The sequence below is a fragment of the Ornithinimicrobium sp. genome, assembly GCF_035267225.1.
In the GTDB taxonomy this organism is placed as follows: domain Bacteria; phylum Actinomycetota; class Actinomycetes; order Actinomycetales; family Dermatophilaceae; genus Ornithinicoccus.
Window position 1 is genome coordinate 39,058 of sequence record NZ_DATFMA010000096.1, and the last position, 25,139, is coordinate 64,196.

Here is a 25,139-nt window from a genome sequence, read left to right on the forward strand (position 1 = left end):
CGCGGGCCTCGGGCTACTCGGCGGTCCCCTGGCGCACCAGCCCGCGCAGGGTGCGCAGCGCCACCGACACCGGGGCCAGGCCCGGCTCGTCCATCTCGCTCACGCGGTTGAGCACCTGGGAGACACGTGCCAATGCTTCGGACTGCTGGGTCATCCAGTCGTGCACGCGCTCCAGCGGCTCCTGCTCGGGGTCGGTGGCCAGCATGACCGCGCGGGTGAGGGCCCGCATCACTCCGTACATGTCGTCGCGCACCGCGCCGCGGGCCAGGGAGGACCACCGGTCGGCCCGCGGGAGGTGGGAGACCTGGGTGAGGAGGGCGTCGATGCCGAACGCCTCGGACACGGCGAAGTACACCTGGGCGGTCTCGGCGACCTCACGCTCCGCGTCCGCAGCCACCTCGACGACATCCAACAGTGAGAAGGTGTCGAGCAGCCCGGCCCATCGGCTCGAGAGGTCACGCGGGACCCCCTTGTCGCACATCTGCTGCACGTAGCCCAGATGCCGGTCGCGCTCCTCGCCCTGCAACAGCCGCACCAGCTGGGGCGAGTGGGTCTGCACCGGCTCCGAGAAGCGCTCGATCTCCGTCGTCAGGTTGGCCGAGAGGGGGCGGTTGTTGAGGAACCACCGGACCGCGCGGTCCAACAGGCGCCGGAACTCCAGGTAGAGCTCGGTCTGCACGTCGGTGTCGACCTCGTTGTCGAGCTGTTCGACCTGCGCGATGTAGCCGGCCATGTCGAACACCGCGCGGCAGACCACGAACGCTCGGGCGATCTGCGTGCTGTTCGCCCCCGTCTCCTCCATGGCCCGGAACACGAACGTCACGCCACCGCGGTTCACGATGTCGTTGGCCACCTGGTTGATGACGATCTGACGGCGCAGCGGATGCTCCGCGAGCTCGTCGCTGATCCGTTTCCGCAGCGGCTCCGGGAAGTAGGTCACCAGCAACGGCGTCACCGCGGGCTCGTCGGGCAGCTCCGAGTCCAGCAGGTCCTCCTTGAGGCCCAGCTTGGCGTAGGCCATCATCACCGAGAACTCGGGAGAGCTCAGGCCGTGTCCGGCCCGTTGGCGGCGCGAGAGCTCGGAGCTGTCCGGAAGGAACTCCAGCTCCGGGTCGAGCCCCACGTGCTCGGTCAGATGACGCATCAACCGCCCGTGCACGCTGACCATGCGCCCGCCCTGGTCTCGCGCGTTGCCGATCAGCACGTTCTGCTCGTAGTTGTGGCGCAGCACCTGCTGCGCCACCTCATCGGTCATCTCGGCCAGCAGCTCGTCACGCTGCTCCATCGTGAGCTCGCCGCGGCCGACCAGCGGGGTCAGGGCGATCTTGATGTTGACTTCGTGGTCGGAGGTGTCAACGCCCGCGGAGTTGTCGACGGCGTCGGTGTTGACGTGCACGCCCGAGCGCGCCGCCTCGATGCGGCCCAGCTGGCTCAGACCGAGATTGCCACCTTCGCCGACGACCCTGACCCTCAGGTCGCGTCCGTCGACGCGGATGTTGTCGTTCGCCCGGTCCCCGATGTCGGTATGGAGCTCGGTCGAGGCCTTGACGTAGGTTCCGATCCCGCCGTTCCAGAACAGGTCGACCGGAGCGAGCAGGATGGCCTTGAGCAGCTCGGCGGGCGTCAGTGACTCCACCTCGGCCTCCAACCCCAGCACCCCTCGCACCTGCTGGCTGATGACCACCGACTTCGCCGTGCGCGAGTGCACCCCTCCCCCGTCGCTGATCAGCGAGGTGTCGTAGTCGGCCCAGCTGGAGCGGGGCAGCTCGAACAGCCGCTGCCGCTCGGCGAAGGAGGCCGCCGGATCCGGCTCGGGGTCCAGGAAGATGTGCCGGTGGTCGAAGGCGGCGACCAGCTTGATGTGCTCCGAGAGCAGCATCCCGTTGCCGAAGACGTCACCACTCATGTCGCCGACCCCGACGACCGTGAACTCCTGGCTCTGGGTGTCCACGCCGAGCTCGCGGAAGTGACGTTTGACGGACTCCCAGGCGCCCCGTGCGGTGATGCCCATGGCCTTGTGGTCATAGCCCGCCGAGCCGCCCGAGGCGAAGGCGTCGTCGAGCCAGAACCCGTAGTCCCGGGACACGCCGTTGGCGATGTCGGAGAAGGTGGCGGTCCCCTTGTCCGCCGCCACGACGAGATAGGGGTCGTCACCGTCGTGACGGACCACCCGCTCCGGGGGCAGGACGGTGGTGCCGTCGCGGTTGTCCGTGACGTCCAGCATCCCACTGATGAAGGTCGTGTAGGCGGCGACTCCCTCGGCCTGGTAGGCCTCTCGGTCCACGGAGGGGTCCGGCAGCTGCTTGGCCACGAAGCCACCCTTGGAGCCCGTGGGCACGATGACCGCGTTCTTGACCAGCTGCGCCTTGACCAGGCCCAGGATCTCGGTGCGGAAGTCCTCCCGGCGGTCACTCCACCGCAGCCCGCCGCGGGCGACCGAGCCGAACCTCAGGTGGACGCCCTCGACCGTGGGCGCGTAGACCCAGATCTCGAAGGCCGGCCGAGGCTCGGGCAGCGCGTCGATCCGGCGGGGCAGCAGCTTCAGGCTCACCCGGCTCTTGGGCTCGCCGTCCCCGTCGCGCTGGTAGAAGTTCGTCCGCACCGTGGCGTTCACCACGCGCAGCAGGAAGCGGATGATCCGGTCCTGGTCCAGGCTCGACACCGAGTCCAGCGCTTGTTCGATCCGGTCGACCACGTCCTGCCCGGCCGAGTCCCGGTCCTGGCGCACCGAGTCGTCCGCATCGGGGTCGAACCGGGCCGCGAACAGCTCGACGATCATGGCGCTGATCTCCGGGTTGGCCACGAGGGCCTCCTGCAGGTAGCTCAGGCTGGAGGAGCTCACCTGCCGCAGGTAGCGCAGATGCGTGCGGAGCACGACGACCTGGCGCCAGGTCAGCCCCGCCGTCAACACCAGCTCGTTGAGCGAGTCGCTCTCAGCCTGGCCCTCCCACACGGCGGCGAAGGCATCCTCGAACAACGCGGCCACGATGTCTTCCGAACCCGGCTCGAGCCAGGACTCACCACTGCTCGCCCGCAGCCCGAAGTCGTAGACCCAGGTGCTGCCGTCGCTGCCCGCGAGCTCGTAGGGCCGCTCGTCGGTGACCTCCACACCGAGGTCGGCGCAGACGGGCAGGACGTCGGTCAGCGACAGCTCCTGCCGGCGGTACAGCTTGAGTCGTCGCTCCTCCTGCGCGCCCCCGGGTGCGGCGTACAGGTAGGGGCGCAGCTGGACGACGGACTCGTCGGCATCGAGCTCGGCCAGGCGGGTGAGGTCACCGAAGGCGTCGACGGCGTCGAAGTCCTCCTTGTACGACTCGGGAAAGGCCTCGACGTAGTGGGCCAGAGCGTCTCCGGCCGTCGGGTCCCCGTCGAACTGCTCCTCGACGATCTGACCGAGCCGCTCGCCCCAGCTGCGCGTGGCCTCGATCAGGCGGTCCTGCAGGTCGTCGGTATCCACCTGGGGGATCGGTGTGCCCTTGGGCATGCGCACGACGAAGTGCAGCTGCGCGAGGACCGACTCGCCCACACGCGCCGAGTAGTCCACCGAGTCGGTGCCGTAGGCCTGCTTCAACAGCTCCTGCATCCGCAGGCGCACGGTCGTGGTGTAGCGGTCCTTCGGGATGTACAGCAGCGCCGAGACGAACCGGCCGAACTCGTCCGCCCGCACGAACAGCCGGGAACGGCGGCGCTCTTGCAGGTGGAGCACCTCGTAGGCGGTCTCGCTGAGCTCGTCGACCGACGCCTGGAACAGCTCGTCCCGCGGGTATGCCTCGAGCACGCCGAGCAGGTCCTTGCCGGAGTGGCTGTCCGGAGCGAAGCCGGAGCCGTCCAGGATGCGCTGCACCTTGCCGCCGATGATCGGCAGCCGCTGGACCGACTCGGCGTAGGCGCTGGCGGTGAACAGACCGAGGAAGCGACGTTCGGCCACGACGTGCCCGGACTCGTCGAACCGTCGCACCCCGACGTAGTCGAGGTACACCGGCCGGTGCACCGTGGACCGGGAGTTGGCCTTGGTGATGCTGAGGAGGCGCGCTTGCCGGGCGGTGCGCTGGGCTCGCTGTTCCAGGTTGGTCACGGACGGCTCGTCCGACTCCGAGCGCAGGATCCCCAGACCGGTGGAGGGGATCGAGCGAAGCTTGCGCTCACCCTCCTCCTCGGTCAGCTCGTACTCGCGGTAGCCCAAGAAGGTGAAGTGGTTGTCCTCCAGCCAGGTCAGGAACTCGAGCGTGGGCTCGACCGTGTCGGGGTCCACGGTCTCGGGGGGCCCCTCGCGCAGCTCGGCCACGATGTCCAGGCACTTCTGGCGCATGGCCCGCCAGTCGGCGCAGGCCTTGCGCACGTCGTCCAGCACCCGCACCAGAGCCCGGCGCAGATCCTCGCGGGCGTCGGCGCCGGGTATGCGGTCGATCTCGACGTAGATCCACGACTCGACCCGGGCGCCCTCCGGCGCGTCGGCCGGGTCGGTGGAGGTCACCACCAGCCCCTCGGCGCCACGGCGCACCACCATCTGCGGGTGGATGAGCAGATGTGCTGTGAGCTCGCGCCTGGTCAGCTCACCCAGGACGGAGTCGACCAGGAACGGCATGTCGGCCGCGCAGGCCTGCACCACCGTGTGGCGTCCGGTCCAGCCGTGCTCGTCCGCCGTGGGGTTGACCACACGGACTACGGCTTCGTCGGTCGAGCGGGTCGCCGCCAGGTCGCGCGTCGACCTACTCATCGCATGGAGCGTGTCGCGGTCGCGACCCTCGACGTCGTCGGACACTACGTGCTCGAAGAACCGTCGCGTGAGCGTCTCGTCGGCCGTCATGGGATCGACACATCCTCTTTGTTGCTCAAGCGAAGCTGCCCTGACAGAGCTGCTGACACCACGCCGTTGTGGGGCCACTGACGAGGGTAGACCCACAACCGCGTCGTCGGCGCCGAACCGCCGGGTACGCCGCCGTAGGGTGAGCCGATGCGGGTGACGGGGTGAACGGCTCAGAGCGGCTCGCTGCGCTCGCCGAGCAGGTCTGCAGCGTGTACGCCGATGTCGGCCCGGCGACAGCGCAAGCGTGGGTGGTCGCCGCGACCGACGCCCTGGCCCACGCCCTCGTCGACCTGTCGGACGGGCGTGAGCACTTCACCCGGGACACCCCGGTACGGGCCCTGCCGCTGCTGTGCCCGACTCCGGCCGAGCCTCGGGAGGGCCGTGTCGACCGAGCCTCCTGCGCTGCCGCGGCCGCTCACCTGCGTGGGGTCCAGCACCAGCTCCGGCCGCTGCTCGCCGCCCCCGGGGGCATCCCGGCGGGTGCTCGCGCCGACACCGCTCGCGCCCTGGACCTCCTGGCCGGCGCGCTGGAGGAGCTGGCCGCGGAGCCACCCGCCTCTGCCCGCGCCACCGCGGTGCGTGCGGGCGCGATGCGCGCGATCCGGACGGCCTACCGCCTCCTGCAGCCCGACGAGCGGGCACCCGGGTCTCGGTAGTCCGCCGGACGCAGGGCGCGAGAGGTCGCGCGGCCGGTCAGCCCATATGGGGGTAGGTGTAGTCGGTCGGCGGGTCGAACGACTCCTTGATCGCTCGGGGGCTCACCCAGCGCAGGATGTTGAACGGCGACCCCGCCTTGTCGTTGGTGCCGGAAGCTCGAGCGCCCCCGAAGGGCTGCTGGCCCACCACCGACCCCGTCGGCTTGTCGTTGATGTAGAAGTTCCCGGCCGCGAAGCGCAACCTGCGCGTCGCGTCGGCGATCACCGTCCTGTCCTGCGCGATCACCGAGCCGGTGAGTGCATAGGCGGCCACCGGCTCCATCTGGTCCAGCACCGCGTCGTACGTCTCGTCGGGATAGACGTGCACGGCCAGGATCGGCCCGAAGTACTCCTCGGTGAACATCTCGTGCTCGGGGTCGCTCACGGTGACGATGGTCGGCCGGACGAAATAGCCCACCGAGTCGTCGTAGGTGCCACCGGCCACGACCTCGACGCCTGGGTCGTCGTGGGCCATGTCGATGGCCGCTTTGTGCTTGGCGAAGGCCCGGTCGTCGATCACTGCGGCCATGAAGTTGCTGAAGTCCCGCGGATCGCCGCAGCGGATGTTCTCCGTGGTCTGCACGAGCTCGTCCTTGATCTGGGCCCAGATGGACTCCGGGACGTAGGCCCGGGAGGCGGCCGAACACTTCTGGCCCTGATACTCGAACGCCCCGCGGATCATCGCGGTCGGCACGATCGAGGGGTCCCCGCTGGGGTGGACCAGGATGAAGTCCTTGCCTCCGGTCTCGCCGACGATCCGCGGGTAGGACTTGTAGGTCGCGATGTTCTCGCCGACGCCCTCCCACATCATCCGGAACACGCCGGTCGACCCGGTGAAGTGGATGCCGGCCAGGTCGGGGTGGGACAGGGCCACCTCGCTGACCGCGGCGCCGTGACCGGTGACCATGTTGATGACCCCGTCGGGCAGCCCGGCCTCGGCCAGGATCTCCATGGTCATGTGCGCGGCTCGCTGCTGGGTCACCGCCGGCTTCCACACGACTGTGTTGCCCATGATGGCCGGAGCCGTGGGCAGGTTGCCCGAGATGGCGGTGAAGTTGAACGGGGTGATGGCGTAGACGAAGCCCTCCAGGGAGCGCATCTCCATCCGGTTCCAGGTGGCCGCGGGGTTGACCGGTGGCTGCTCGTTGAGAATCTGGCGTCCGTAGTGCACGTTGAAGCGCCAGAAGTCGATGAGCTCGCAGGCGGCGTCGATCTCGGACTGGATGACCGTCTTCGACTGCCCCAGCATGGTGGCGGCGTTGATCCGCGCGCGCCAGGGACCGGACGCCAGGTCGGCCGCCTTGAGGAAGACGGCGGCACGGTCGTCGAAGCTCATCTCGCGCCAGGCGGGAGCGGCCACCATGGCCGCCTCGATCGCTGCGGCCGCGTCCTGGCCGGTGGCGTTGCGCAGCGTGCCGAGCACCTCGGAGTGGGCATGGGGCTGCACCACGTCCATCGGCTCCCCCTCGCCCTGGACCGGCCGACCCGCGATGATGTGTGGCAGCTCGATCGGGTTGGCGGCCACCTCCTTCAGTGCGGCCTCGAGCTCCGCCCGCTCCGGCGAACCGGGCTCGTACTGCTTGACCGGCTCGTTGACCGGCTCCGGAACGGTGGTGACAGCATCCATCGTGAACTCTCCCAAACTACTCATGTGGTGAGGTGACGCAGGACCTGCGCCACCTCGCTGACGTCATACCAAGAAAGGTCGATCGCCTCGTCGGAAGCGGCGGTCGAGTCCGCGTCCTGACCCTGCAGGGCCACGTCGTCGAGGTGGAAGGAGGCTACGCGCCGGGCCTGCAGGGCCACTCCCAGCTCTACGACCGGGCCCTCGACACCACGCCCGATGTGCGCCAGGGCCGAAGCGGGCACGTCGGCGGCCGCGATGACCACCGGCTGACCGGCTGCGCGAGCCGCGAAGGCGGCCTGTTGCAGAGCCATGTACTCCTGTTCCTCCACGTCGTCGTCGACGCTCACTCGGCGGATCTGATCGGTCACGGTGAAACCGCGGAGACCGGCCTCGAGCTCTTCTCCGTCCTGCAGGGCGGCCAGGTGCTCGGGCTGCAGGGGGAGATAGACGCGGATCTCACCCGACATGCTGGTCATTTTTGCAGACATCGTCACTTTCCGCGCCGCCGCAGCCGGTAGGCCCGGCGGGAGCGGGGGCGGGGGCGCCCTGCCACGTCATCGGCCAGCTCCGCGAGCGCCAAGCGTACTGCGCTCCCCGGCCGTACCTCGCTCAGGGTCGCCCCCTGAAGCAGGGCCGCGTCCATCGCCTCCCGGTCCTCGGGGACCAGGTGCACTTCGTCGATGCCGCCGAGGCGGCTCAGGACGTCGCGGACCCTCTGCTGCGGGTCGTGGCCCACCGCGCTGGAACGGACCCGGGTCACCACCACCCGCACCGGCCCGGGGACGTGCCCCCGCAGCTCGGCCACCGCCCGCACGACCCGCTGCAGCCCGATCGGGTCGGCACGGCCGACGACCACGACCTGCTCCGCGCTGTCGAGCACGCGCAGAGCCACGCCGTTACGCCGTGGTGCCGCGGTGTCGAAGCTGATCTCCTCGTCTTGCTCCAGGCAGAACCCGATGTCGACGACCGTCCACGGCCACAGCGCTCTGGCCGTCTGCAGGACGTCGACGATGGCGTGCTCACGCAGCTCCGGCCACCGGTCGGCCCGCGGCAGGCCGGTCAGCACTCGCAGCTGGTCCTGCACCAGCGGCGCCAGCCGGACCAGGGCGGCTTCGTCCAGCGTGCCGTGGTCAGCCGCCCGTGCCGCTGCCGCGACCCCCGGCGCTTCGTCGAGGATCGCCAACATCTGGGCGTGGGCACCCCCGTAGGTGTCGGCGTCGACCAGCAGAGCGGGCTCGGTGCGGGCAAGCTCGGCCGCCAGGTTGACCGCCACACTGCTGCGGCCGGGGGACCCTGTCGGACCCCACACCGCGACCACCTGGCCCGTCGGACTTCTCTCGACCTGCCCGGCCGCCGGCGGGTCCGGGTGCGGCGAAGTCACGCCGGCGCTCGAGCCGAGGTCGTGGACGTGCTCCCGCGAGCCCTGCGCCGACCCCGGCTCCTCCTCGTCCGCCACCTCGGGCCGCCGGGGCGTGTTCCTCAGCAGCGCCGAGAGCGCAACCTCGAGGTCATCGGCCGGTGCGTCGGCGGGCAGCACCTCGCCGACGCCCCACCGCAGCAGCGCCTCCCGCCCGGCCGCGTCACCGGGCGGGTGTACCCCGAGCACGCGTACCCCCTGCTCGCTCAGGCTGGCCACTGCAGTGCGGTCGACGCCGCGAAGATCAACCGAGACCACCGCGATCCGGCCGACCCCCGCCGCCGCACAACCGAGCAGCTCGGCGAGGTCCGCGCACCGACGTGCCACGTGCACGTGCTCGCTGCGGCCGAGGTGTCCGGCCAGCGCCCCCTCCCAGCGTGGGGTGACGGCGGTCAGAGCCGGCAACCTCACGAGCCCTCACCCCCGCCCTGCCCGGGTGCGGGCACCAGGGTGATCCGCGCCTCCTGGTCCACGCTCGAGATCACGGCGCTGACCTCGCTGGCCGGCACGACCAGTGAAACCGGCGCGCGGCCCACTCCGACGTCGAGCCCCCGCGCCGCGCGGGGCACCTCGGCCACCACCGCGCGTTCGAGCAGCAGCTCGGGGTCGAGGTAGCGCACCCCCGCCTGGTCCGGGTCGCGGCGGCTGACCCAGACGTCGACGATAGCGCCGACCTTGAGACTGGCCGAGGCCGCCGGGTCGAGGGGGACAGCGACGGTCTTGTCCTGCGCCTCGCGGGCCGAACCGAGGGCGGCGGCGGGGATCAGCTCGCCTTCAGCCACCGCCCTCAGAGCGTAGGTGCCGGGTCTCAGCCCACCTGAGGCGTCGGTGTACGCAGCGGCGGTCTCGTCCAGATGCACCGAGACCACGGTGACATCGGACTCCCGGACCTCCTGACCGGGCAGCAGCGGCCCGGTCGCCGCGTACACCCCGGTGGTGTCGTCGGCCGCGGCGATGACCCAGGCCCCGGTCAGCACCGAGAGCAGCACCAGCAGCACCCCCACCAGCAGACGGGCATCGCGCCATGAGGGGCGGCGGAGGCGAGTGGCCTGGGCGGCGGACGGTGACGACATACGGCGGCCTTCCGGGCGGACGGCGGTGCCACGCTCGACCGTTCGCCCGCGCGGCGGCACTGACTGGCTCAGTATTCACACGCGCACACCGGTCGGACCGTCGTTGTCCACAGCCGCGCACGCCCCACAGGGGTTGGGACGTAAGATCGCGGTCAACATACAGCCGGGAACAGGCCCGGGCCTAGTGGTTGACGTGGAGCCCGAGCGCGACGACGACGTGGAGGTGCCGTGGAGCCGCGATTCCTGACTCTCACCGACGTCTCGGAGACACTGAACGTCACCCTCGCCCAGACCAAGTCGTTGGTGCGCAGTGGGGAGCTGGCCGCGATCAAGATCGGTGGTCGGGGCGCCTGGCGGGTGGAGCGCAGCGCCCTCGAGGACTACATCGCTCGCATGTACGCCCAGACCAGGGACTACATCGAGCGTGAGGAGCGGCACAGCGGGAGCGGCGGAGACCTGTGACCCGCCGTGGCTCCAGGTCTCAGATCTGACGGACGGCGCAGATCGACCAGAAGGGCACGGCGACGCTCGTCCGCACCTGCCCACGGCGAGGGGGCACGTCGTCCGGGTGCGCCGACACGTCGATGTGGTCTTGGGCGACCCGGTCGATCGTTCCCAGCACGGTGTCGTCCACCAGGTGCACGCGCACGGTCGCACGGTCACGACTGAGAGCCCGCAGAGCCAGGCGCAAGCCGAAGTGACGCGACGAGACCGAGTCCCGCTGGTCGACGAACCCACTGAGCCCGGAGACGGTCTGCACCGAGGACAGGGGTAGCAGCACCGACCGGCGGCGCTGAGGAGCCTGGACGTCGATGTCCACGGTGAACCAGTCCTGGCCTACCTCGGCCACAGTCCCGGTCACCCGGCCGACGCCGTGGGCTCGCACGCTCACCTGTCTGCCACGGTCGGCCGCAAGCGCTTCGACCAGCTCGACTCTCCCCCGCGCGGCCCGGCTCTGTTCCGCGATCTCGGCCGCCCGCTCATCCTGCTCGAGCCGGCGCACCTGGGCTTCGAGGTCGTCGAAGAGACGGGTCCAACGCACGGCCTCAGTGTGGCACCGCGACCGCGAGGCCGGAGTGACGGCCGAGCACCTCTTGCCAACCAGGCGTCAATAACCTTAAATGAACGCAAAAGCAGTTAAACGTCCGCCAATGGAGGCATCATGTCGCCCACGAGACCGAGCCGAGCTCACTGTCGTCGCGCCAGTGCCCTCGGTATCGCCGCCACGGCGCTGCTGGCGTGTACCGGAACCGCGGTCCTGAGGGCCGCCGGAGGCCGTGCGGCCACCATGACGACAGAGGTCGTGCCCGTGGAGGAGGCCGTGGTGACCTTGGCAGCGCTGGGCGTGGGTGCCGGCCTGCTGCTGCTGGCGTGGCTGTCTGGCCTCGGCTCTCTGGCCGCCGCATCGCCGTCCGGGCCGGATCGCCGCCGCGTGCCGGGTGGTCGATGGGCAGGCCGCGCCGGCGCACTCCTGCTCGCGCTGACCATGAGTACGCCGGCCGCCCAGGCGGTCTCGAACGGCTCGTCGGACCCCGGTGTCCAGGGCTCTTCACTCGCCGGCCTTGCGACCGCCGCCCCGCACCGGCACCTGCCTGCAGCGTCCGGTCCCGGGCCGGACGAGAAGGAACCCCAGCGCCGCTTCCCGCTGCCGGGCTGGCGGTCTGTGGACCCGCAGGACGGCGCCGGCGACGGCGACGGCGACGGCGGGACACTCGGTCAGGCGCCAGCCGACGGCGCAGGACAGACGGACTGTGAACGTGTCGCCGTCGTGGTGGCAGACGGCGACACACTGTGGGGCATCGCGGCGTCTGGATTGGGACCAGCGGCGACGCCCCGTCAGATCGCGCAGCACTGGCCTCGTTGGTACCACCAGAACCGGCGCACGATCGGCCGGGACCCGGACCTGATCCGCCCGGGCCAGGTCCTCGACCCGCCGCCGGTGGGCTGCCCGACAACGCGCCGACCGGGTCAGGAGGCCTCATGAGCGCCCAGCCCAGCCAGACCGGCCCACGCGCCGCCGCCCCACCGCCCGACCGGCGGCCTCACCTGCGCGTGCTGCCCATCCCGGCGACCGACCCGGCGCCGTTGTCGCCCGAGGAGCTGGCGGTGGCGTTGAGCGCACCCGCGAGGTCGCGACCGTCCTACCGGCAGGAGGCTCTATCGGTCAGCTTCGACCAGGAGGGCGACGCCCTCTTCCGCCCCCAGCCGACCCCGGCGTCCCGGCTACCCGAACCGTCACTGTGGGCTGAGCAGGCCCTGCGGCTCCTGCTCGAGGTCATGGACGGGCTGCGTCCGGCCCGCCAGCTGAGCCGGTGGGTTGACCATGGCATCGCCGAGCGGGTGGCACGCCGCGGGATCGTGGCGCGTCGGCGCGGCGGACGATACCCCCAGCCAGGACGCGTGTGCTCGGTTCACCTGTCGACGCCGCGCGACGATGCCTGCGAGGTCGCTGCGCTGGTGGTCCACGCGGGGCGCTACCGTGCCGTGGCGCTGCGGATGACGGGCATGGACGGCCGATGGGTGCTCACGGCTCTCGAGGTCGGCTGAGCACCAGCACACTCACCGACGCTTCTTGGCCTTGCGTCGCTGGGCTCGGTTCCCACCCGCCGCGGGGGCCGAGGACTCGCCGCCCGTGGTCGGCCCGCTCGACCCCCGTCGCTGGGTCACCGTGCCGTCCTCGCTGGGCGCGGTATAGGTGAGGGTCTCGCTGCGAGCCCGCAGGGCCGCACCGGCACCGCCGGCCGTGGCGGCGGCACCCGCCGCGGTCAGCACCGGCATCGCCTCCGCCGAGTCGCCGTCCGCGTCCTCCGTGGCGATCTCGGCGTGGAAGAGCAGCCGGACAGACTCCTCCTTGATCGACTCCATCATCGCGGCGAAGAGCTGGTAACCCTCGCGTTGGTACTCCACCAGCGGTTCACGCTGGGCCATCGCGCGCAGGCCGATACCCTCTTTCAGGTAGTCCATCTCGTAGAGGTGCTCACGCCACTTACGGTCCAGCACCTGCAGGACGACCTGTCGCTCGACCTCGCGCATCACCTCCGAGCCGACGGCCTCCTCGCGCTGGTCGTAGGCATGCTGGGCATCGGAGGTCAGCTGCTCGACCAGCGCCTCCGGCGTGACGGCGCTGGGTCCACCCACGCGCTCGGCGACCTCGTCGGCCGTGATCCCCACCGGATAGACGGTCGCGAGCTCCTGCCACAGGCTGGGCAGGTCCATCTCGTCGGCGAACGCGGCACTGGTGCCCGCGGTGACGTACTCCGTGACGACGTCGTTGATGAACATGCGGATCTGCTCGTGCAGGTCCTCCCCCTCGACCACCTTGCGCCGCTCGGCGTAGATGACCTCGCGCTGACGGTTGAGCACGTCGTCGTACTTGAGGACGTTCTTGCGGGTCTCGAAGTGCTGCGCCTCAACCTGGGTCTGCGCCGACGCGATGGACCGGCTGACCATCTTGGACTCGATCGGCACGTCGTCCTCCAGCTTGGCCGTGGTCATGACCCGGTCCACCACCGCGGCGTTGAACAGGCGCATCAGCTGGTCCTGCAGCGAAAGGTAGAACCGGGACTCCCCCGGGTCCCCCTGGCGTCCCGCACGTCCACGAAGCTGGTTGTCGATCCTCCTGGACTCGTGCCGTTCGGTGCCGAGGACATAGAGCCCGCCCAGGTCGACCACCTCACGATGCTGTTCCGCCACCGCCTCTTCGGCGCGCGACAAGGCGGGGTGCCACGCCTGCTCGTACTCCTCCGGGGTCTCGTGCGGGTCCAGCCCGCGCTCTCTCAGCTCCGCGACGGCCATGAAGTCGGGGTTGCCACCCAGCATGATGTCTGTTCCACGGCCGGCCATATTGGTGGCCACGGTCACTCCCCCGCGCCGGCCCGCCTCGGCCACGATATTGGCCTCCCGGGCGTGGTTCTTGGCGTTGAGCACCTCGTGCCTGATGCCACGCCGACGCAGCTGCTCCGACAGGTACTCCGACTTCGCCACGCTGGTCGTACCGACCAGAACCGGCTGACCGCGGGAGTTCCGCTCGGCGATGTCCTCCACCACCGCGTCGAACTTCGCCTCCTCGGTGCGGTACACCAGGTCAGGCTGGTCGAGGCGGATCATCTCCTTGTTGGTCGGGATGCTGATCACCCCCACCTTGTAGATCTGGTGCAGCTCCGCGGCCTCGGTCTGCGCGGTCCCGGTCATGCCGGCGAGCTTGTCGTACATCCGGAAGTAGTTCTGCAGGGTCACCGTGGCCAGGGTCTGGTTCTCGTTCTTGATCCGCACGCCCTCCTTGGCCTCGATGGCCTGGTGCATGCCCTCGTTGTATCGCCGGCCGGGCAGCATCCGTCCGGTGTGCTCGTCCACGATGTGGATCTGACCGTCGACGCTGACGTAGTCCTTGTCGGCGACGAAGAGCTCCTTCGCCTTGATGGCGTTGTTGAGGTAGCCGATCAGGGGGGTGTTGGCGCTCTCGTACAGGTTGTCGATGCCGAGGTAGTCCTCGACCTTCGCGATGCCGGCCTCCAGGACACCGACGGTGCGCTTCTTCTCGTCGACCTCGTAGTCGCCTTGGCCGTCCGCGCCCCGCTCGAGCCGCTGGACCAGGATCGCGAACTCCTTGTACCACTTGGTGGGCTCGTCCGCGGGGCCGCTGATGATCAAGGGGGTGCGTGCTTCGTCGATGAGGATGGAGTCGACCTCGTCGACGATGGCGTAGTGGTGGCCGCGCTGCACCATCTCCGCCGTGGAAGCACCCATGTTGTCGCGGAGGTAGTCGAAACCGAACTCGTTGTTCGTGCCGTAGGTGATGTCCTTGGCGTACTCGGCCCGGCGCTGTTCGGGGGTCATCGAGGCCAGGATGCACCCGGTCTCCAGTCCCAGCGCCCGGTGGACCCTGCCCATCAGCTCGGACTGGTACTCGGCGAGGTAGTCGTTGACCGTCACCACGTGCACGCCTTTGCCCGCCAGGGCGTTGAGGTAGCAGGGCAGCGTGGCCACCAGCGTCTTGCCTTCACCGGTGCGCATCTCCGCGACGTTGCCCTGGTGCAAGGCAGCCCCGCCCATGATCTGGACGTCGAAGTGACGCTTGTTGATGGTGCGCTTGGCAGCCTCGCGGACGGCGGCGAACGCCTCGACCATCAGGTCGTCCACCTTCTCCCCGCCGGCCAGCCGTGCCTTGAACTTGTCGGTCTCCTCGCGCAGCTCCTCGTCGCTGAGTCCCTCGAAGTCCTTCTCGAGCCGGTTCACGGCGGTCGCGATGTGCTCCAGGCGCCGCAGCGTGCGGCCCTCACCGGCTCGGAGCATCTTCTCGAACAGTTTCACCACGAGACACAGGCTAGACGGTGCGGCTGCGGCGAGGCTGTGAGCGCCTCGCCTCTGTCGCGTCGCGTGGCGATGGGACTAGGCCCGGACCAGTCGCTCCAGGCCGAGCCAGCCGGCCATCGATACCAGCTCGCCCTCCAGCCGCTCCGTGGTGTGCCGTGGCGCCTCGGGCTCGATGGAGGTCGCGAGAACGCGCAGCGCTCCGGCCGCGCGGTCGGCCTTGAGGTCCACGCGCGCGACGAGCTCGCCGTCCAGCAGGAACGGCAGCACGTAGTATCCGTGGACCCTCCTCGGCGCCGGGGTGTAGATCTCGAGCCGGTAGCGGAAGCCGAAGAGACGCTCGGTGCGCTCGCGCTGCCAGACCAGCGAGTCGAAGGGGCTCAGCAGCGCCGTGCCGTGCGACCTTCTCGGCCGACGTGCCTGCGGGTCCAGGTAGGCCGGGCGGCTCCAGCCCTCGATCTGCACCGGCTCCACCTCGCCGCCGCGCACCAGCTCCTGCAGAGCCTCGCGAGCCAGTGCCGGTGGCAGGCGGAAGTAGTCACGCAGGCAGATCTCCGTGCCCACCCCATGGGCCCGGGCTGCGATCCGCATCAGGGCCAGTGCGCACTCGCGGTCGGTGGGCGCCGCCGCACGCCACGGCCCGCGACGCGCCACCTGCGCCGGAAGGACCGCTTCCGGGGTGGCGTAGCGGCGCTCGAACTGCGCCGTCCGGCCTGCGCTGGTCACGAGGCCGACGCTGAACAGGTGCTCGAGGGCCTCCTTGGCTGCGGACCAGTTCCAACCCCAGTGCTGGCGCCGGGCGCGGGGGACGGTCGGCAACGCCGCCTCCACCTGCCGGCTGGTCAGCGGTCGGTCCGCGACCACCTCGCGCACCGCTTCCAACAGGCCCGGGTGTCGTTGCTCCAACCTGCGCCCGTGCGCCTGCCATCGCGCCGCTCGCATCCGGAAGGTCAGCCAGGGCCAGGTGCTGGCCGGCACGAGACTCGCCTCATGGGCCCAGTACTCCACCAGGTCCTCGGGCCCGGGGTGGGGCCGACGCCGCGGGGCGGGAACGCCCTGGTCCCGACGCTCGTCCACCAGTTCGTGGGGGTAGGCGCCGAGTCGGGAGAAGAAAGGCAGGTAGTGGCTGCGGGAGACGATATTGACGCTGTCGATCTGGACGACCTGCACACGGTCGACCACCCGGGTGATGTGGCGCCGCGTGACCGGACCCCTGACCGGTGGATCAGCGAAGCCTTGGGCGGCCAGGGCGATGCGTCGAGCCGACCGCCTCGACAGGCCTGGGAGAGCTCGGCCCACGGCCGGACTACGGTGCGCCCGCCGGCTGCCCCGCTGCGCTCGACTCCTCTCCGGTCAGGTGCAGCACCCCGTAGGACCAGCCGCGACGGCGGTAGACCACGGACGGCAGCTGGGAGCCGGAGTCGTGGAAGAGGAAGAAGTCGTGTCCCAGCAGCTCCATCTCGTTCAAGGCCTGGCCGACCGTCATCGGGGCCGAGGCATGCACCTTCTGCCGCAGCTCGATCGGGCTGTTCCCCCGGGTCCCGAGGTCCTCGTCCATCGCGTCGGTGGGGTCGGTGTCCGCACGGGCGGACTCCTGGGTACCGTTGGCACGGGCGCCGGCCAGCGGTTCGGTCGGCAGGCCGAAGGTGGCCTCGGACACCGAAGGCAGCCGGTGCTTGCCGGTGTGGGAGATCCGGCGCTTGTCGTTCGTGCGACGCAACCGCTCCACGAGGCGGCTCATCGCCACATCCAGCGCGGCGTACTCCTCGTCCGCTGCGGCCTCGGCGCGAACCACGCTGCGCTTGACGAAGCACGTGATCTCCACCCGTTCGCTCTCCTTGGCCTGCCGCGGGTTGGCCTCGCTGGTGAGCACGACCTCGACTCGAGAGACACGGGGAGCCACGCTGGGGATCTTCTCGAGCTTCTCGTCGAGATGGCGTCGGAACCGATCGGTCACGGTCTTCTTTCGGCCGGTCACAGTGATGTCCATGGCTACTCCTAGTCAGTTGAGCGGACGGTAAGAAGTCGGCAGTCGGCTGCCGTGGATTGACCTGGTCCCACCTCCCCTTTCCGGGTGAGATCGTGCGCCGGACCGCGAGCGCCGGACCCCTGGCTGGCCTGAGGGGCGCGACAACAGTCCATCGAATCACCCTACCCGTGGCCGCGCTCAACGCAGAAGGTCGTGACCCCCTGCCCTGCGCACGAGCCCCGGTGCCTCGGGGTCGCCGCGACGGTGACCGCGAGCAGCGGCCCGGCACCGCAACGGGTCAGCACCCTGGCGGCCTCGGCGAGCGTGGCTCCGGTCGTGACGACGTCGTCCACGAGCACCACCGGCATCCCTCGCAGCACGTCGCGGTGTGGCGCGCGGACCCACATCGAGCCGGCGAGGTTGTCCGCCCGGGCCTCGTGCGTCAGGCCGGCCTGGTCACGCACGGCGGGCGAGACAGCCAGAGCCGGCAGCGGCCGCATCGCCTCCGGGCTGCGCGACACCAGACGGCGCACCAGCTCGTATACGGGGTAGCGGCCGCGGTGACGGGTCCCGGCCGGGCGGGACGGGACGGGCACGACCAGCGCGGGGCGCTCTCGCAGCGCGTGCTGCCACGTCGGTGACCCCGAGACGGCCTGACGGAGCGCGCGAGCCAGCAGCGGCACGAGGGTGGCGCCCAGATGGGGCCGGTCGTCGTCCTTCCAGGCCCTGATGACCACCGAGGCGGTCTCGCTGTAGGTGGTGCCCGCCCACGTGGTCGGCATCCCGGCCGGGCAGGGCTCGGGCGCTGCGCGCACGGGCCCGGCCCCGCGCAGGCGTTCGCGGCAGGCATCACACCACCCGGTTCCGACCTGGGCGCAGCCCACACAGGACTGCGACCACACGAGGTCGAGCAGCTCACGCACGCGAACCAGAGTCACACGGTTGCGACCGCCGGGCGTCGAGGCTGTGCACCGCCCGTGACCGGCTCAGCCGCTGGGGACGATCAGCTCGTCACCGTTGCGGTAGGGATACCAGCCGGCGCCTTCAGGGGTGAACACGCGCCCCTCCTCGGTGACCAGGAACAGGTCGAAGCCCTCGTCGTCGGGCACCCCGAGCAGCTCGATGGCGTCGGGTTCGGGCTGCAACGGACGCAGCCAGCCCCCGACCGGCAGCTGGTACGGCATGTTCTCACCGTCTTCGTCCTCATCGCTGCCGCGCCCCAGGATGGCCAGCGACTCCTGCGACGCCCACGTCACGGTCGCGACCGACTCCAACGTACCCCCGATGCGTGTCGGTGGGGTCAACCCCGTAGGCCGGCTCCTCTCGTCCCGGACGATGCCGGTCAGGACGAGACGCTGCTCGCCGTCTTCGCGCAGGATCATGGCGGCGCGCTGGCCATCCGGGGCCACCGTGAACGACTCGACGCGGGTGGAGGTGTCGAGCCAGTCGGTATCCAGCACTCGTGGCGGCTCGTCGAGCTCACCCGCAGTATCGATCGTCCAGACCCGCGAGCCTCCTCCTGAGCGCCCCGCGGTCCACAGCGTCCCCCGGGGGTCGAAGGAGGGGTCGACGAGGTCCTCGCCGATGTCGTCACGCCGGGCCCGCTCACCGTCGGCAAGGCGCCACAGCACGGACCCGTCGGCGCTGACCGCAGCGAACTGCGTGGCGTCGACGTTCATAGCGACGCCCCGCCACCGAGGGTCGATCGCCGGCAGGTCGAGCTCCTCCTGGCGTGCCGACGACAGGTTGCGCAAGGCGTAGTGGGTGGGGTCGACGGCGGTGAGCGACTCGCCCACCCGCAGCACGGCGTAGCCAGGTCCGGGGAGCGGGTTGCCCAGGTCGAGATCCTCCATGGCCACGGCCGCCGAGTCGAGGCCGGGGTAGGGCACCGACTGACCGTTGATCTGCAGCTCCACCCGCTGCACCCCGGCGGCCTGGGTCAACGTGGAGGTGAACTGAGCGTAGAGCGCCCGCACCTGTTCCGGGGCGTCCGTCAGCCCCGGCCCGCCCAGGTTCACCGTGGCGGTGCCCGTGGCCAGGTCGACCGGGACGGCGCTGGACATCAGCGTCGTCTCCTCGCCCGTGCCGGTGCGCACCGCGCCCTGGAGGTACTGCGGAACAGGGGCGAGGAGTGCGCGCGCGAGGGCAGTCGGCAGACCGTCGTCCCGCGAGAACCAGCGGACCTCGGGCACGAAGACGTCGTCCTCCGCGGCGAGGTAGTTGACCGCCGCCGTCCGGAACTGCGTCTCGAAGGAGTTCTGCGGCATCCACAGCCCGAAGTCTTCTGGGAAGGCCGAGATGCGCCACTGCCCGTCGACCTCGGTCAGCTCGAACTGTTCGGTCCGGGTGGTGTTCGGCGGTAGCTGGGTCAGCGTGCCCTCCGCGTCGAGCTCGCCCAACACGGTGGCGCGCGCGCGGACCAGACCGTCTTGGGTGGTGGTGAGCTCGGGCTCGCCCTGGTTCACCAGGACCTGCTCGGTGGGCACCCAGGAGGTGGCCAGGGCGTCCGTGAGGTACATCCGGGCGACTTCGTGGCTGTCGTTGAAGCTCACGTTGGCCAGCAGGAACCCGCGGACGATCTGCTCGGCCGTCGCGTCCGGGCGGGGCCCCTCCGGGCGCACCTGGATGACCTGCCGTGGCTGCCCCTGAACGGCCCGGCCGGCGCGGGGCGACTCGTCCGTGGGCAGCCCGGCGCAGCCGGCCAGGACCAGCAGGGTGAGCAGGACCGGGACCAGCCACCGGCGTGGCTGACGCACTGGTGCTCTCATGGTCGCGCTCCTTGGGCTCCGTGTCGGTCCGCAGGCTGCCCGCACTGCAGCTCCTCGATGGTCGGGGAGGTGTCGGGCTCCGCGGGCGCCAGGACCGCACCCGTGGGCACGCGCCTGGGGAGCGTCAAGCGGAAGCATGCGCCGTCGTGCGGGCGTCCGGCAGCCCGCAGGGTGCCGTGATGCAGCCGGGCGTCCTCCCGGGCGATGGACAGCCCCAGGCCCGTGCCCCCCGTCGTCCTGGTACGCGCGGTGTCGGCACGCCAGAACCGCTCGAACACCCGGCCGACCTGTTCGTCGGTCAGCCCGATGCCGTAGTCGCGCACGGAGACCGACGCGACGTGCTCGTCCTGCTCGAAGGCGACATCGATCGGCTTGCCCTCCCCGTGCTCCACCGCGTTCACGAGCAGGTTGCGCAGGACCCTGGTGATCCGTCGCGCGTCCATCTCCACCCAGACCGGCACCGGAGCGGACAGCCGGATCTCGCTCCCGGCGGTGGCGGCAATCGGCTCCACCGAGTCGACGACCTCCCTCGTGAGCTGCACCAGATCACCGTCATGCGGCTCCATCACCATGGTCCCCGAGTCGTAGCGGCTGATCTCCAACAGCTCGCTGAGCAGGTCCTCGAACCGGTTCAGCTCGCCGTGCAGGAGCTCGGCGGAGCGTGACATCGGCGGACCGAAGTCGTCGCGCGAGGAGTACAGGACATCGGCAGCCATCCGGATGGTGGTCAGCGGCGTCCGCAGCTCGTGCGAGACGTCCGAGACGAAGCGCTGCTGGGTCTGGGACAGCGCCTCGAGCTGCTGGATCTGTTGCTGCAGGCTGTCCGCCATGGTGTTGAACGAGGTGGCCAGCCGAGCCAGCTCGTCCGTGCCGTTGACCTCCATCCGTTCGTCCAGCTCTCCTTGGGCCAGGTCCTGGCTGACGGAGGCCGCCTGGCCGACGGGGTCGGTCACCAGTCGCGTGGCCAGCCACGCGAGCGCGGCCACGAGCACCAGCAGCGCCAGGCCTCCGACCAGGAACCACTCGCGCACCAGGTTCAGGATGTCCCGCTCCCGGTCCATCGGGTAGACGAGCACGAGGTCGTAGGGCCCGGCGCGGGGGATCTGCACCCGGGAGACCACCGAGACCGCCGGCTGCTGGTCACCGACACGATCGGGGATCTCGGCCACGAGCACCTGCTGCAGCTCCGGGGTCTCGCGCACCGCCTCGCGCAGCGCCGGTGGCACGTCGGCCACCTCGAGGTCACCCAGGGTCACGGGCGCGATCAGGGTGTCGCGTTGGCTGTCCAGAGACTGCACCAGCAGGGCGCGGCGGTCCTCCCCCTGTCCGCCCGGCCCGATCTGGTTCACCGTCTCGATGGCGGCGGCCGAGAGACCGAAGTCGTCTCGGCGGTCCGTGGCGTCGAAGAGCTCCTGGGCCTGTTGCACCTGCTGCGCCGCGTCCGCCTCGGCTCGGGCCACCGCCTGCTCCACCAGTCCCGAAGCCACCTGGCGGTAGAGCACGGTGCCCAACAAGGTGACCAGCACCATGCCGAGCAGGACCGTGCTGCTGATGACGCGCAGCCGCAGCGATGATCGCCACCAAGCCAGCGACCGTGACCGGAGGAGCCGTTCGGCGCGGCCGGGGGTCGCCGACGCCGCAGACCGGTCAGCCAGAGCCGGCCTTGTAGCCCACGCCGCGGACCGTGAGCACGATCTTGGGGTTCTCCGGGTCGACCTCGATCTTCGAGCGCAGCCGCTGGACGTGCACGTTCACCAGGCGTGTGTCCCCCGCGTGCCGGTAGCCCCATACCTGTTCCAGCAAGGACTCGCGGTCGAACACCTGGTGCGGGCGGCTGGCCAGGGCCACCAGCAGGTCGAACTCCAACGGCGTCAACGGCACCACGGCGCCGTCCCGGGTGACCGAGTGACCCGCCACGTCGATCGTCACGTCTCCGATCCGCAGCTGCTCTTCCCGGTAACGGTCCATCCGGCGCAGCCGGGCGCGGATGCGGGCCAGCAGCTCCTGGGGCTTGAACGGCTTGACCACGTAGTCGTCGGCCCCCGCCTCCAGGCCACCCACGACGTCCTGGGAGTCGGTTCGCGCCGTCAGCATGACGATGGGAACCATCGACTCCGATCGCAGCTGCCGGCACACCTCGACCCCGTCGAGGGTGGGGAGCATGACGTCCAGAAGCACCAGGTCGGGCCGGTACTCGCGGAACATCCCCATGGCGCGTCCGCCGTCGGCGCAGTGCGCGACGTCGAGATCCTCCTTGCGCAGGACGATCCCGAGCATCTCGGCCAACGCCTGGTCGTCGTCGACCACCAGAATGCGGGGGTTCACATGGACGCCTTCCTCAGCCCGCAGGCTGCTCAGTAGCGGTAGTGGTCCGGCTTGTAGGGCCCGGCCACGTCGACCCCAAGGTACTCGGCCTGTTCCTTGCTGAGCTCGGTCAGCTCGGCACCCAGCGCCTCCAGGTGGAGCCTGGCCACCTCCTCGTCGAGGTGCTTGGGCAGGACGTGGACCCCCAGCGGGTACTCCTCACCCTTGGTGAAGAGCTCGATCTGGGCCAGGGTCTGGTTGGCGAACGAGTTGGACATCACGAAGCTCGGGTGACCGGTGGCGTTGCCCAGGTTCATCAGGCGCCCCTCGGACAGGACGATGATGGAGCGCTCGTCGCGGTCGGTGACCGACCCGTCCTCGGGATCGGTCACCGACTCGGCCGGCATGACCCATTCGTGCACCTGGGGCTTGATCTCGATCCGCTTGACCCCCGGGATGCGCGCCAGGCCGGCCATGTCGATCTCGTTGTCGAAGTGTCCGATGTTGGCCAAGATGGCCTTGTCCTTCATCGCCCGCATGTCGGCGGCCGTGACGACGTCGCGGCACCCGGTGGTGGTGACGACGAAGTCGGCACGGCTGACGACGTCGTCCAGGGTGGCGACCTGGTACCCCTCCATCGCGGCCTGCAGCGCGCAGATGGGGTCGATCTCGGTCACGATGACCCGGGCCCCTTGCCCGGCCAGCGCTTCAGCGCAGCCCTTGCCGACGTCTCCGAACCCGCAGACCACCACCGTCTTGCCACCGATGAGGGTGTCGGTGGCCCGGTTGAGCCCGTCGACGAGGCTGTGCCGACAGCCGTACTTGTTGTCGAACTTCGACTTGGTGACCGCGTCGTTGACGTTGATCGCCGGGAAGAGCAGCTGGTCCGCCTCGTGCAGCTGGTAGAGGCGGTGCACACCGGTCGTGGTCTCCTCGGTCACGCCGAGAACCCCGTCGGAGATGTCGGTCCACCGGCGCGGACGCTCGTGCAGGCTCTGACGCACGGTGTCGAGGATGACCTTCCACTCCTGCGGATCCTGCTCGTCGGCGGTGGGCACGACGCCGGCAAGCTCCCACTCCCGTCCTTTGTGCAGCAGCAGCGTGGCATCCCCCCCGTCGTCGAGGATCATGTTGGGGCCGTTGCCGTCGGGCCAGTCGAGGATCTGGGTGGTGCACCACCAGTATTCCTCCAGGGTCTCGCCCTTCCACGCGAACACCGGCACTCCGGCGGGTTCGTCGCTGGTGCCTTCCGGGCCGAGCACCGCCGCGGCAGCCGCCTCGTCCTGGGTGGAGAAGATGTTGCAGGAGGCCCATCGCACCTCGGCACCCAGGGCCACCAGGGTCTCGATGAGCACTGCCGTCTGAACCGTCATGTGCAACGACCCGGCGATCCGGGCTCCCGCCAGAGGGCGGCTCGCCGCGTACCGCTCGCGAATCGCCATGAGGCCGGGCATCTCGTGCTCGGCCAGACGGATCTGGTGGCGTCCCGCAGGCGCCAGGGACAGGTCCGCCACGCGGAAGTCGAATGTCATCGGTGCTGGTCCTTCGCTGTGATCGGGCATGAGTCGGTACGTCGCGGGTGCCGGCAGGGTCGATGTCGCTGACGCTGCCGACGTCCTGGTGTGCGGGCATCGTGCCCCGCTGGGGTGACACCGGGCTCCCGGTCCATCGTCAACGGTAAACCTGGGAGCGCGGTGCGAACACGCTCCTAGGGTAGACGTCCGCGCACGTGGTCAGGGCGGTCGCGCGCCGAGCGCTCGTCAGTCGACCTCGAGACCCAGCAGCGCGTTCTCGACGACCTCGGCCAGGGCGGGATGGATCCAGTACTGCTCGCGGGCCACCTGCCGTGCCGGGATGGACAAGGTCATGGCCTGGATCAGAGGCTGGATCAACGAGGGCGACTGCGCCCCGAAGAGGTGCGCACCGAGCACGAGGCCGGTCTGTCGGTCCCCGACCACCTTCATGAAGCTGTGCTCGTCCTCCATCGCCCACCCGTAGGCGACGTCCCCGTACGCCTGGGTCGAGACACTGACCCGATACCCGGCGTCGCGCGCCTGCTGCTCGGTCAACCCGACCATCGCGATCTGCGGGTGGGTGAACACGGCGGCCGGTACGACGTCGTGGCGAAAGGCCTGCAGGTCCTCCGGGTGGCTCAGGTTGTGCCGGACCACCCGTGCCTCATGGTTGGCGACGTGCTTGAGCTGGTAGGGCGAGCTGACGTCCCCGAGCGCCCACACCCCCTCGGCGCTGGCCCGGCCGTACTCGTCGACCACGATCCGCCCGTCGTCGTGGACCTCGACCCCAGCCGCGTCCACACCCATTCCATCGGAGTTGGGAGTGCGCCCGGTCGCCGCCAGGATGAGGTCCACCTCGGCCACGTGGCCGTCGGACAGCTCGACGCGGGCGCCGTCCCCGACGGCCTGGACGTGGACCACCTCCGTCTCCAGCCGGACGTCCCACTGCCGGCACGCCGCCTCGGTGAACGCCCCGCTCACGTCGGCGTCCTGGTCACGAAGCATGACGTCGGTACGGTTGACGAGCGTCACCGCCGTTCCCAGGGCACCGAAGACATGGGCGAGCTCGGCCGCGATGTACCCGCCCCCCACGACGAGCATCGAGCCGGGCAGGGTCGGCACTCGCATGACGGTGTCCGAGGTGTGCACGGGCACCGGGCACTCGCGCAGGACCGGTGGCAGGACAGGGCGCGAGCCGGTGGCGATGACCACCTGAGCGCCGCTGATCTCGGTGACGGTCCCATCCGGGCCGGACACCTCGAGCTGGCGGGGCCCGGTGAACCGCGCCCACCCGGTGAGCAACGTCGTGTTGTTTCCGTCTCTGCGGTACTCGCGGCCGGACTCGGAGATCGGGTCGATCCGCCCGAAGATCCGGTCCCGGATCGCCGGCCAGTGCACGGCCGTGACCTGGGCGTCGATGCCGTACCGAGAGCTGCCGGCGACCATGGAGGCGACCTCGGCGGCGTACACGTACATCTTGGTGGGGATGCACCCCACGTTCAGGCAGGTTCCGCCGAAGGTGCCGGCCTCCACCACCGCGACCCTCTTGTCGTCCCACTCCGGCCCGATGATCGAGTTGCCCGACCCGCTGCCGATGATGACCAGGTCGAACTCGAGAGGGCTCACGCGAGGAAACTGTACCCAGCCATCGGTGC

General features: G+C 70.2%; 19 protein-coding genes. 4 read left to right on the forward strand and 15 right to left on the reverse strand.

Annotated features, from left to right (window positions below; translation table 11 throughout):
- Nucleotides 1–13 precede the first annotated feature (13 nt).
- Complete coding sequence (locus VJ976_RS09400) at nt 14–4,807, reverse strand: NAD-glutamate dehydrogenase (RefSeq protein WP_324099947.1); 4,794 nt, start codon at nt 4,805–4,807, stop codon at nt 14–16.
- 161 nt (nt 4,808–4,968) lie between these two features.
- Between VJ976_RS09400 and VJ976_RS09405 the strand changes: the two genes are divergently transcribed.
- Nucleotides 4,969–5,463: a hypothetical protein gene (locus VJ976_RS09405; protein ID WP_324099949.1), complete on the forward strand. Its 495-nt coding sequence runs from the start codon at nt 4,969–4,971 to the stop codon at nt 5,461–5,463.
- Between the two features lie 37 nt (nt 5,464–5,500).
- On the opposite strand, the gene pruA is transcribed toward VJ976_RS09405, so the two are convergent.
- Genes pruA through VJ976_RS09425 form a run of 4 tightly spaced genes read right to left on the reverse strand, consistent with a single transcriptional unit; the run spans nt 5,501 to nt 9,619 of the window.
- A complete protein-coding gene (pruA, locus tag VJ976_RS09410; protein WP_324099951.1) occupies nt 5,501–7,129 on the reverse strand; it encodes an L-glutamate gamma-semialdehyde dehydrogenase in 1,629 nt (542 codons plus the stop codon).
- A 20-nt stretch (nt 7,130–7,149) separates the two neighbouring features.
- The gene (locus tag VJ976_RS09415; RefSeq protein ID WP_324099952.1) at nt 7,150–7,605 is read right to left on the reverse strand and encodes a DUF6912 family protein; all 456 of its coding nucleotides are present in this window, start codon (nt 7,603–7,605) and stop codon (nt 7,150–7,152) included.
- A gap of 14 nt (nt 7,606–7,619) precedes the next feature.
- Complete coding sequence (locus VJ976_RS09420) at nt 7,620–8,957, reverse strand: hypothetical protein (RefSeq protein ID WP_324099953.1); 1,338 nt, start codon at nt 8,955–8,957, stop codon at nt 7,620–7,622.
- Nucleotides 8,954–9,619, reverse strand: a complete 666-nt coding sequence (locus VJ976_RS09425) for an SAF domain-containing protein (RefSeq protein WP_324099954.1) — start codon at nt 9,617–9,619, stop codon at nt 8,954–8,956. The genes VJ976_RS09420 and VJ976_RS09425 overlap by 4 nt, the downstream gene beginning before the upstream one ends.
- Nucleotides 9,620–9,847: 228 nt before the next feature.
- Between VJ976_RS09425 and VJ976_RS09430 the strand changes: the two genes are divergently transcribed.
- Nucleotides 9,848–10,081 (forward strand): helix-turn-helix domain-containing protein, encoded by a 234-nt coding sequence (locus tag VJ976_RS09430; protein ID WP_324099955.1) that lies wholly within the window; start codon nt 9,848–9,850, stop codon nt 10,079–10,081.
- A gap of 19 nt (nt 10,082–10,100) precedes the next feature.
- Here VJ976_RS09430 and VJ976_RS09435 read toward each other — a convergent pair whose 3' ends face one another.
- Nucleotides 10,101–10,661, reverse strand: coding sequence for a hypothetical protein (locus tag VJ976_RS09435; RefSeq protein ID WP_324099956.1), 561 nt, complete (start codon nt 10,659–10,661; stop codon nt 10,101–10,103).
- Between the two features lie 120 nt (nt 10,662–10,781).
- On the opposite strand from VJ976_RS09435, the gene VJ976_RS09440 reads away from it, so the two are divergent.
- On the forward strand, nt 10,782–11,603 hold the full coding sequence (locus tag VJ976_RS09440; protein ID WP_324099957.1) for a LysM domain-containing protein: 822 nt from the start codon (nt 10,782–10,784) through the stop codon (nt 11,601–11,603).
- Nucleotides 11,600–12,166 carry an Rv3235 family protein gene (locus VJ976_RS09445; RefSeq protein WP_324099958.1) on the forward strand — a complete coding sequence of 189 codons (567 nt, stop codon included), beginning with the start codon at nt 11,600–11,602 and terminating at the stop codon, nt 12,164–12,166. Before VJ976_RS09440 ends, VJ976_RS09445 begins: the two co-directional genes overlap by 4 nt.
- 12 nt (nt 12,167–12,178) lie before the next feature.
- Here VJ976_RS09445 and secA read toward each other — a convergent pair whose 3' ends face one another.
- From secA to VJ976_RS09490, 9 genes are all read right to left on the reverse strand, one after another.
- Nucleotides 12,179–14,932 carry a preprotein translocase subunit SecA gene (gene secA, locus VJ976_RS09450; protein ID WP_324099959.1) on the reverse strand — a complete coding sequence of 918 codons (2,754 nt, stop codon included), beginning with the start codon at nt 14,930–14,932 and terminating at the stop codon, nt 12,179–12,181.
- A 75-nt stretch (nt 14,933–15,007) separates the two neighbouring features.
- Complete coding sequence (locus VJ976_RS09455) at nt 15,008–16,111, reverse strand: winged helix-turn-helix domain-containing protein (protein WP_324099960.1); 1,104 nt, start codon at nt 16,109–16,111, stop codon at nt 15,008–15,010.
- A gap of 124 nt (nt 16,112–16,235) precedes the next feature.
- Nucleotides 16,236–16,919, reverse strand: a complete 684-nt coding sequence (gene hpf / locus VJ976_RS09460; protein ID WP_324099961.1) for a ribosome hibernation-promoting factor, HPF/YfiA family — start codon at nt 16,917–16,919, stop codon at nt 16,236–16,238.
- Between the two features lie 161 nt (nt 16,920–17,080).
- Nucleotides 17,081–17,821 carry a ComF family protein gene (locus VJ976_RS09465; protein ID WP_324099963.1) on the reverse strand — a complete coding sequence of 247 codons (741 nt, stop codon included), beginning with the start codon at nt 17,819–17,821 and terminating at the stop codon, nt 17,081–17,083.
- Between the two features lie 63 nt (nt 17,822–17,884).
- Nucleotides 17,885–19,666, reverse strand: a complete 1,782-nt coding sequence (locus VJ976_RS09470; RefSeq protein WP_324099964.1) for an LpqB family beta-propeller domain-containing protein — start codon at nt 19,664–19,666, stop codon at nt 17,885–17,887.
- Nucleotides 19,663–21,321 (reverse strand): MtrAB system histidine kinase MtrB, encoded by a 1,659-nt coding sequence (mtrB, locus tag VJ976_RS09475; RefSeq protein ID WP_324100043.1) that lies wholly within the window; start codon nt 21,319–21,321, stop codon nt 19,663–19,665. The genes VJ976_RS09470 and mtrB overlap by 4 nt, the downstream gene beginning before the upstream one ends.
- Nucleotides 21,314–21,991, reverse strand: a complete 678-nt coding sequence (gene mtrA, locus VJ976_RS09480) for an MtrAB system response regulator MtrA (protein ID WP_324099965.1) — start codon at nt 21,989–21,991, stop codon at nt 21,314–21,316. Before mtrA ends, mtrB begins: the two co-directional genes overlap by 8 nt.
- A gap of 29 nt (nt 21,992–22,020) precedes the next feature.
- Nucleotides 22,021–23,502 (reverse strand): adenosylhomocysteinase, encoded by a 1,482-nt coding sequence (gene ahcY, locus VJ976_RS09485; protein ID WP_324099967.1) that lies wholly within the window; start codon nt 23,500–23,502, stop codon nt 22,021–22,023.
- 228 nt (nt 23,503–23,730) lie between these two features.
- Entirely contained in the window at nt 23,731–25,110 is a 1,380-nt protein-coding gene (locus VJ976_RS09490; RefSeq protein ID WP_324099968.1) for a mycothione reductase, read from the reverse strand.
- Nucleotides 25,111–25,139: the final 29 nt, after the last annotated feature.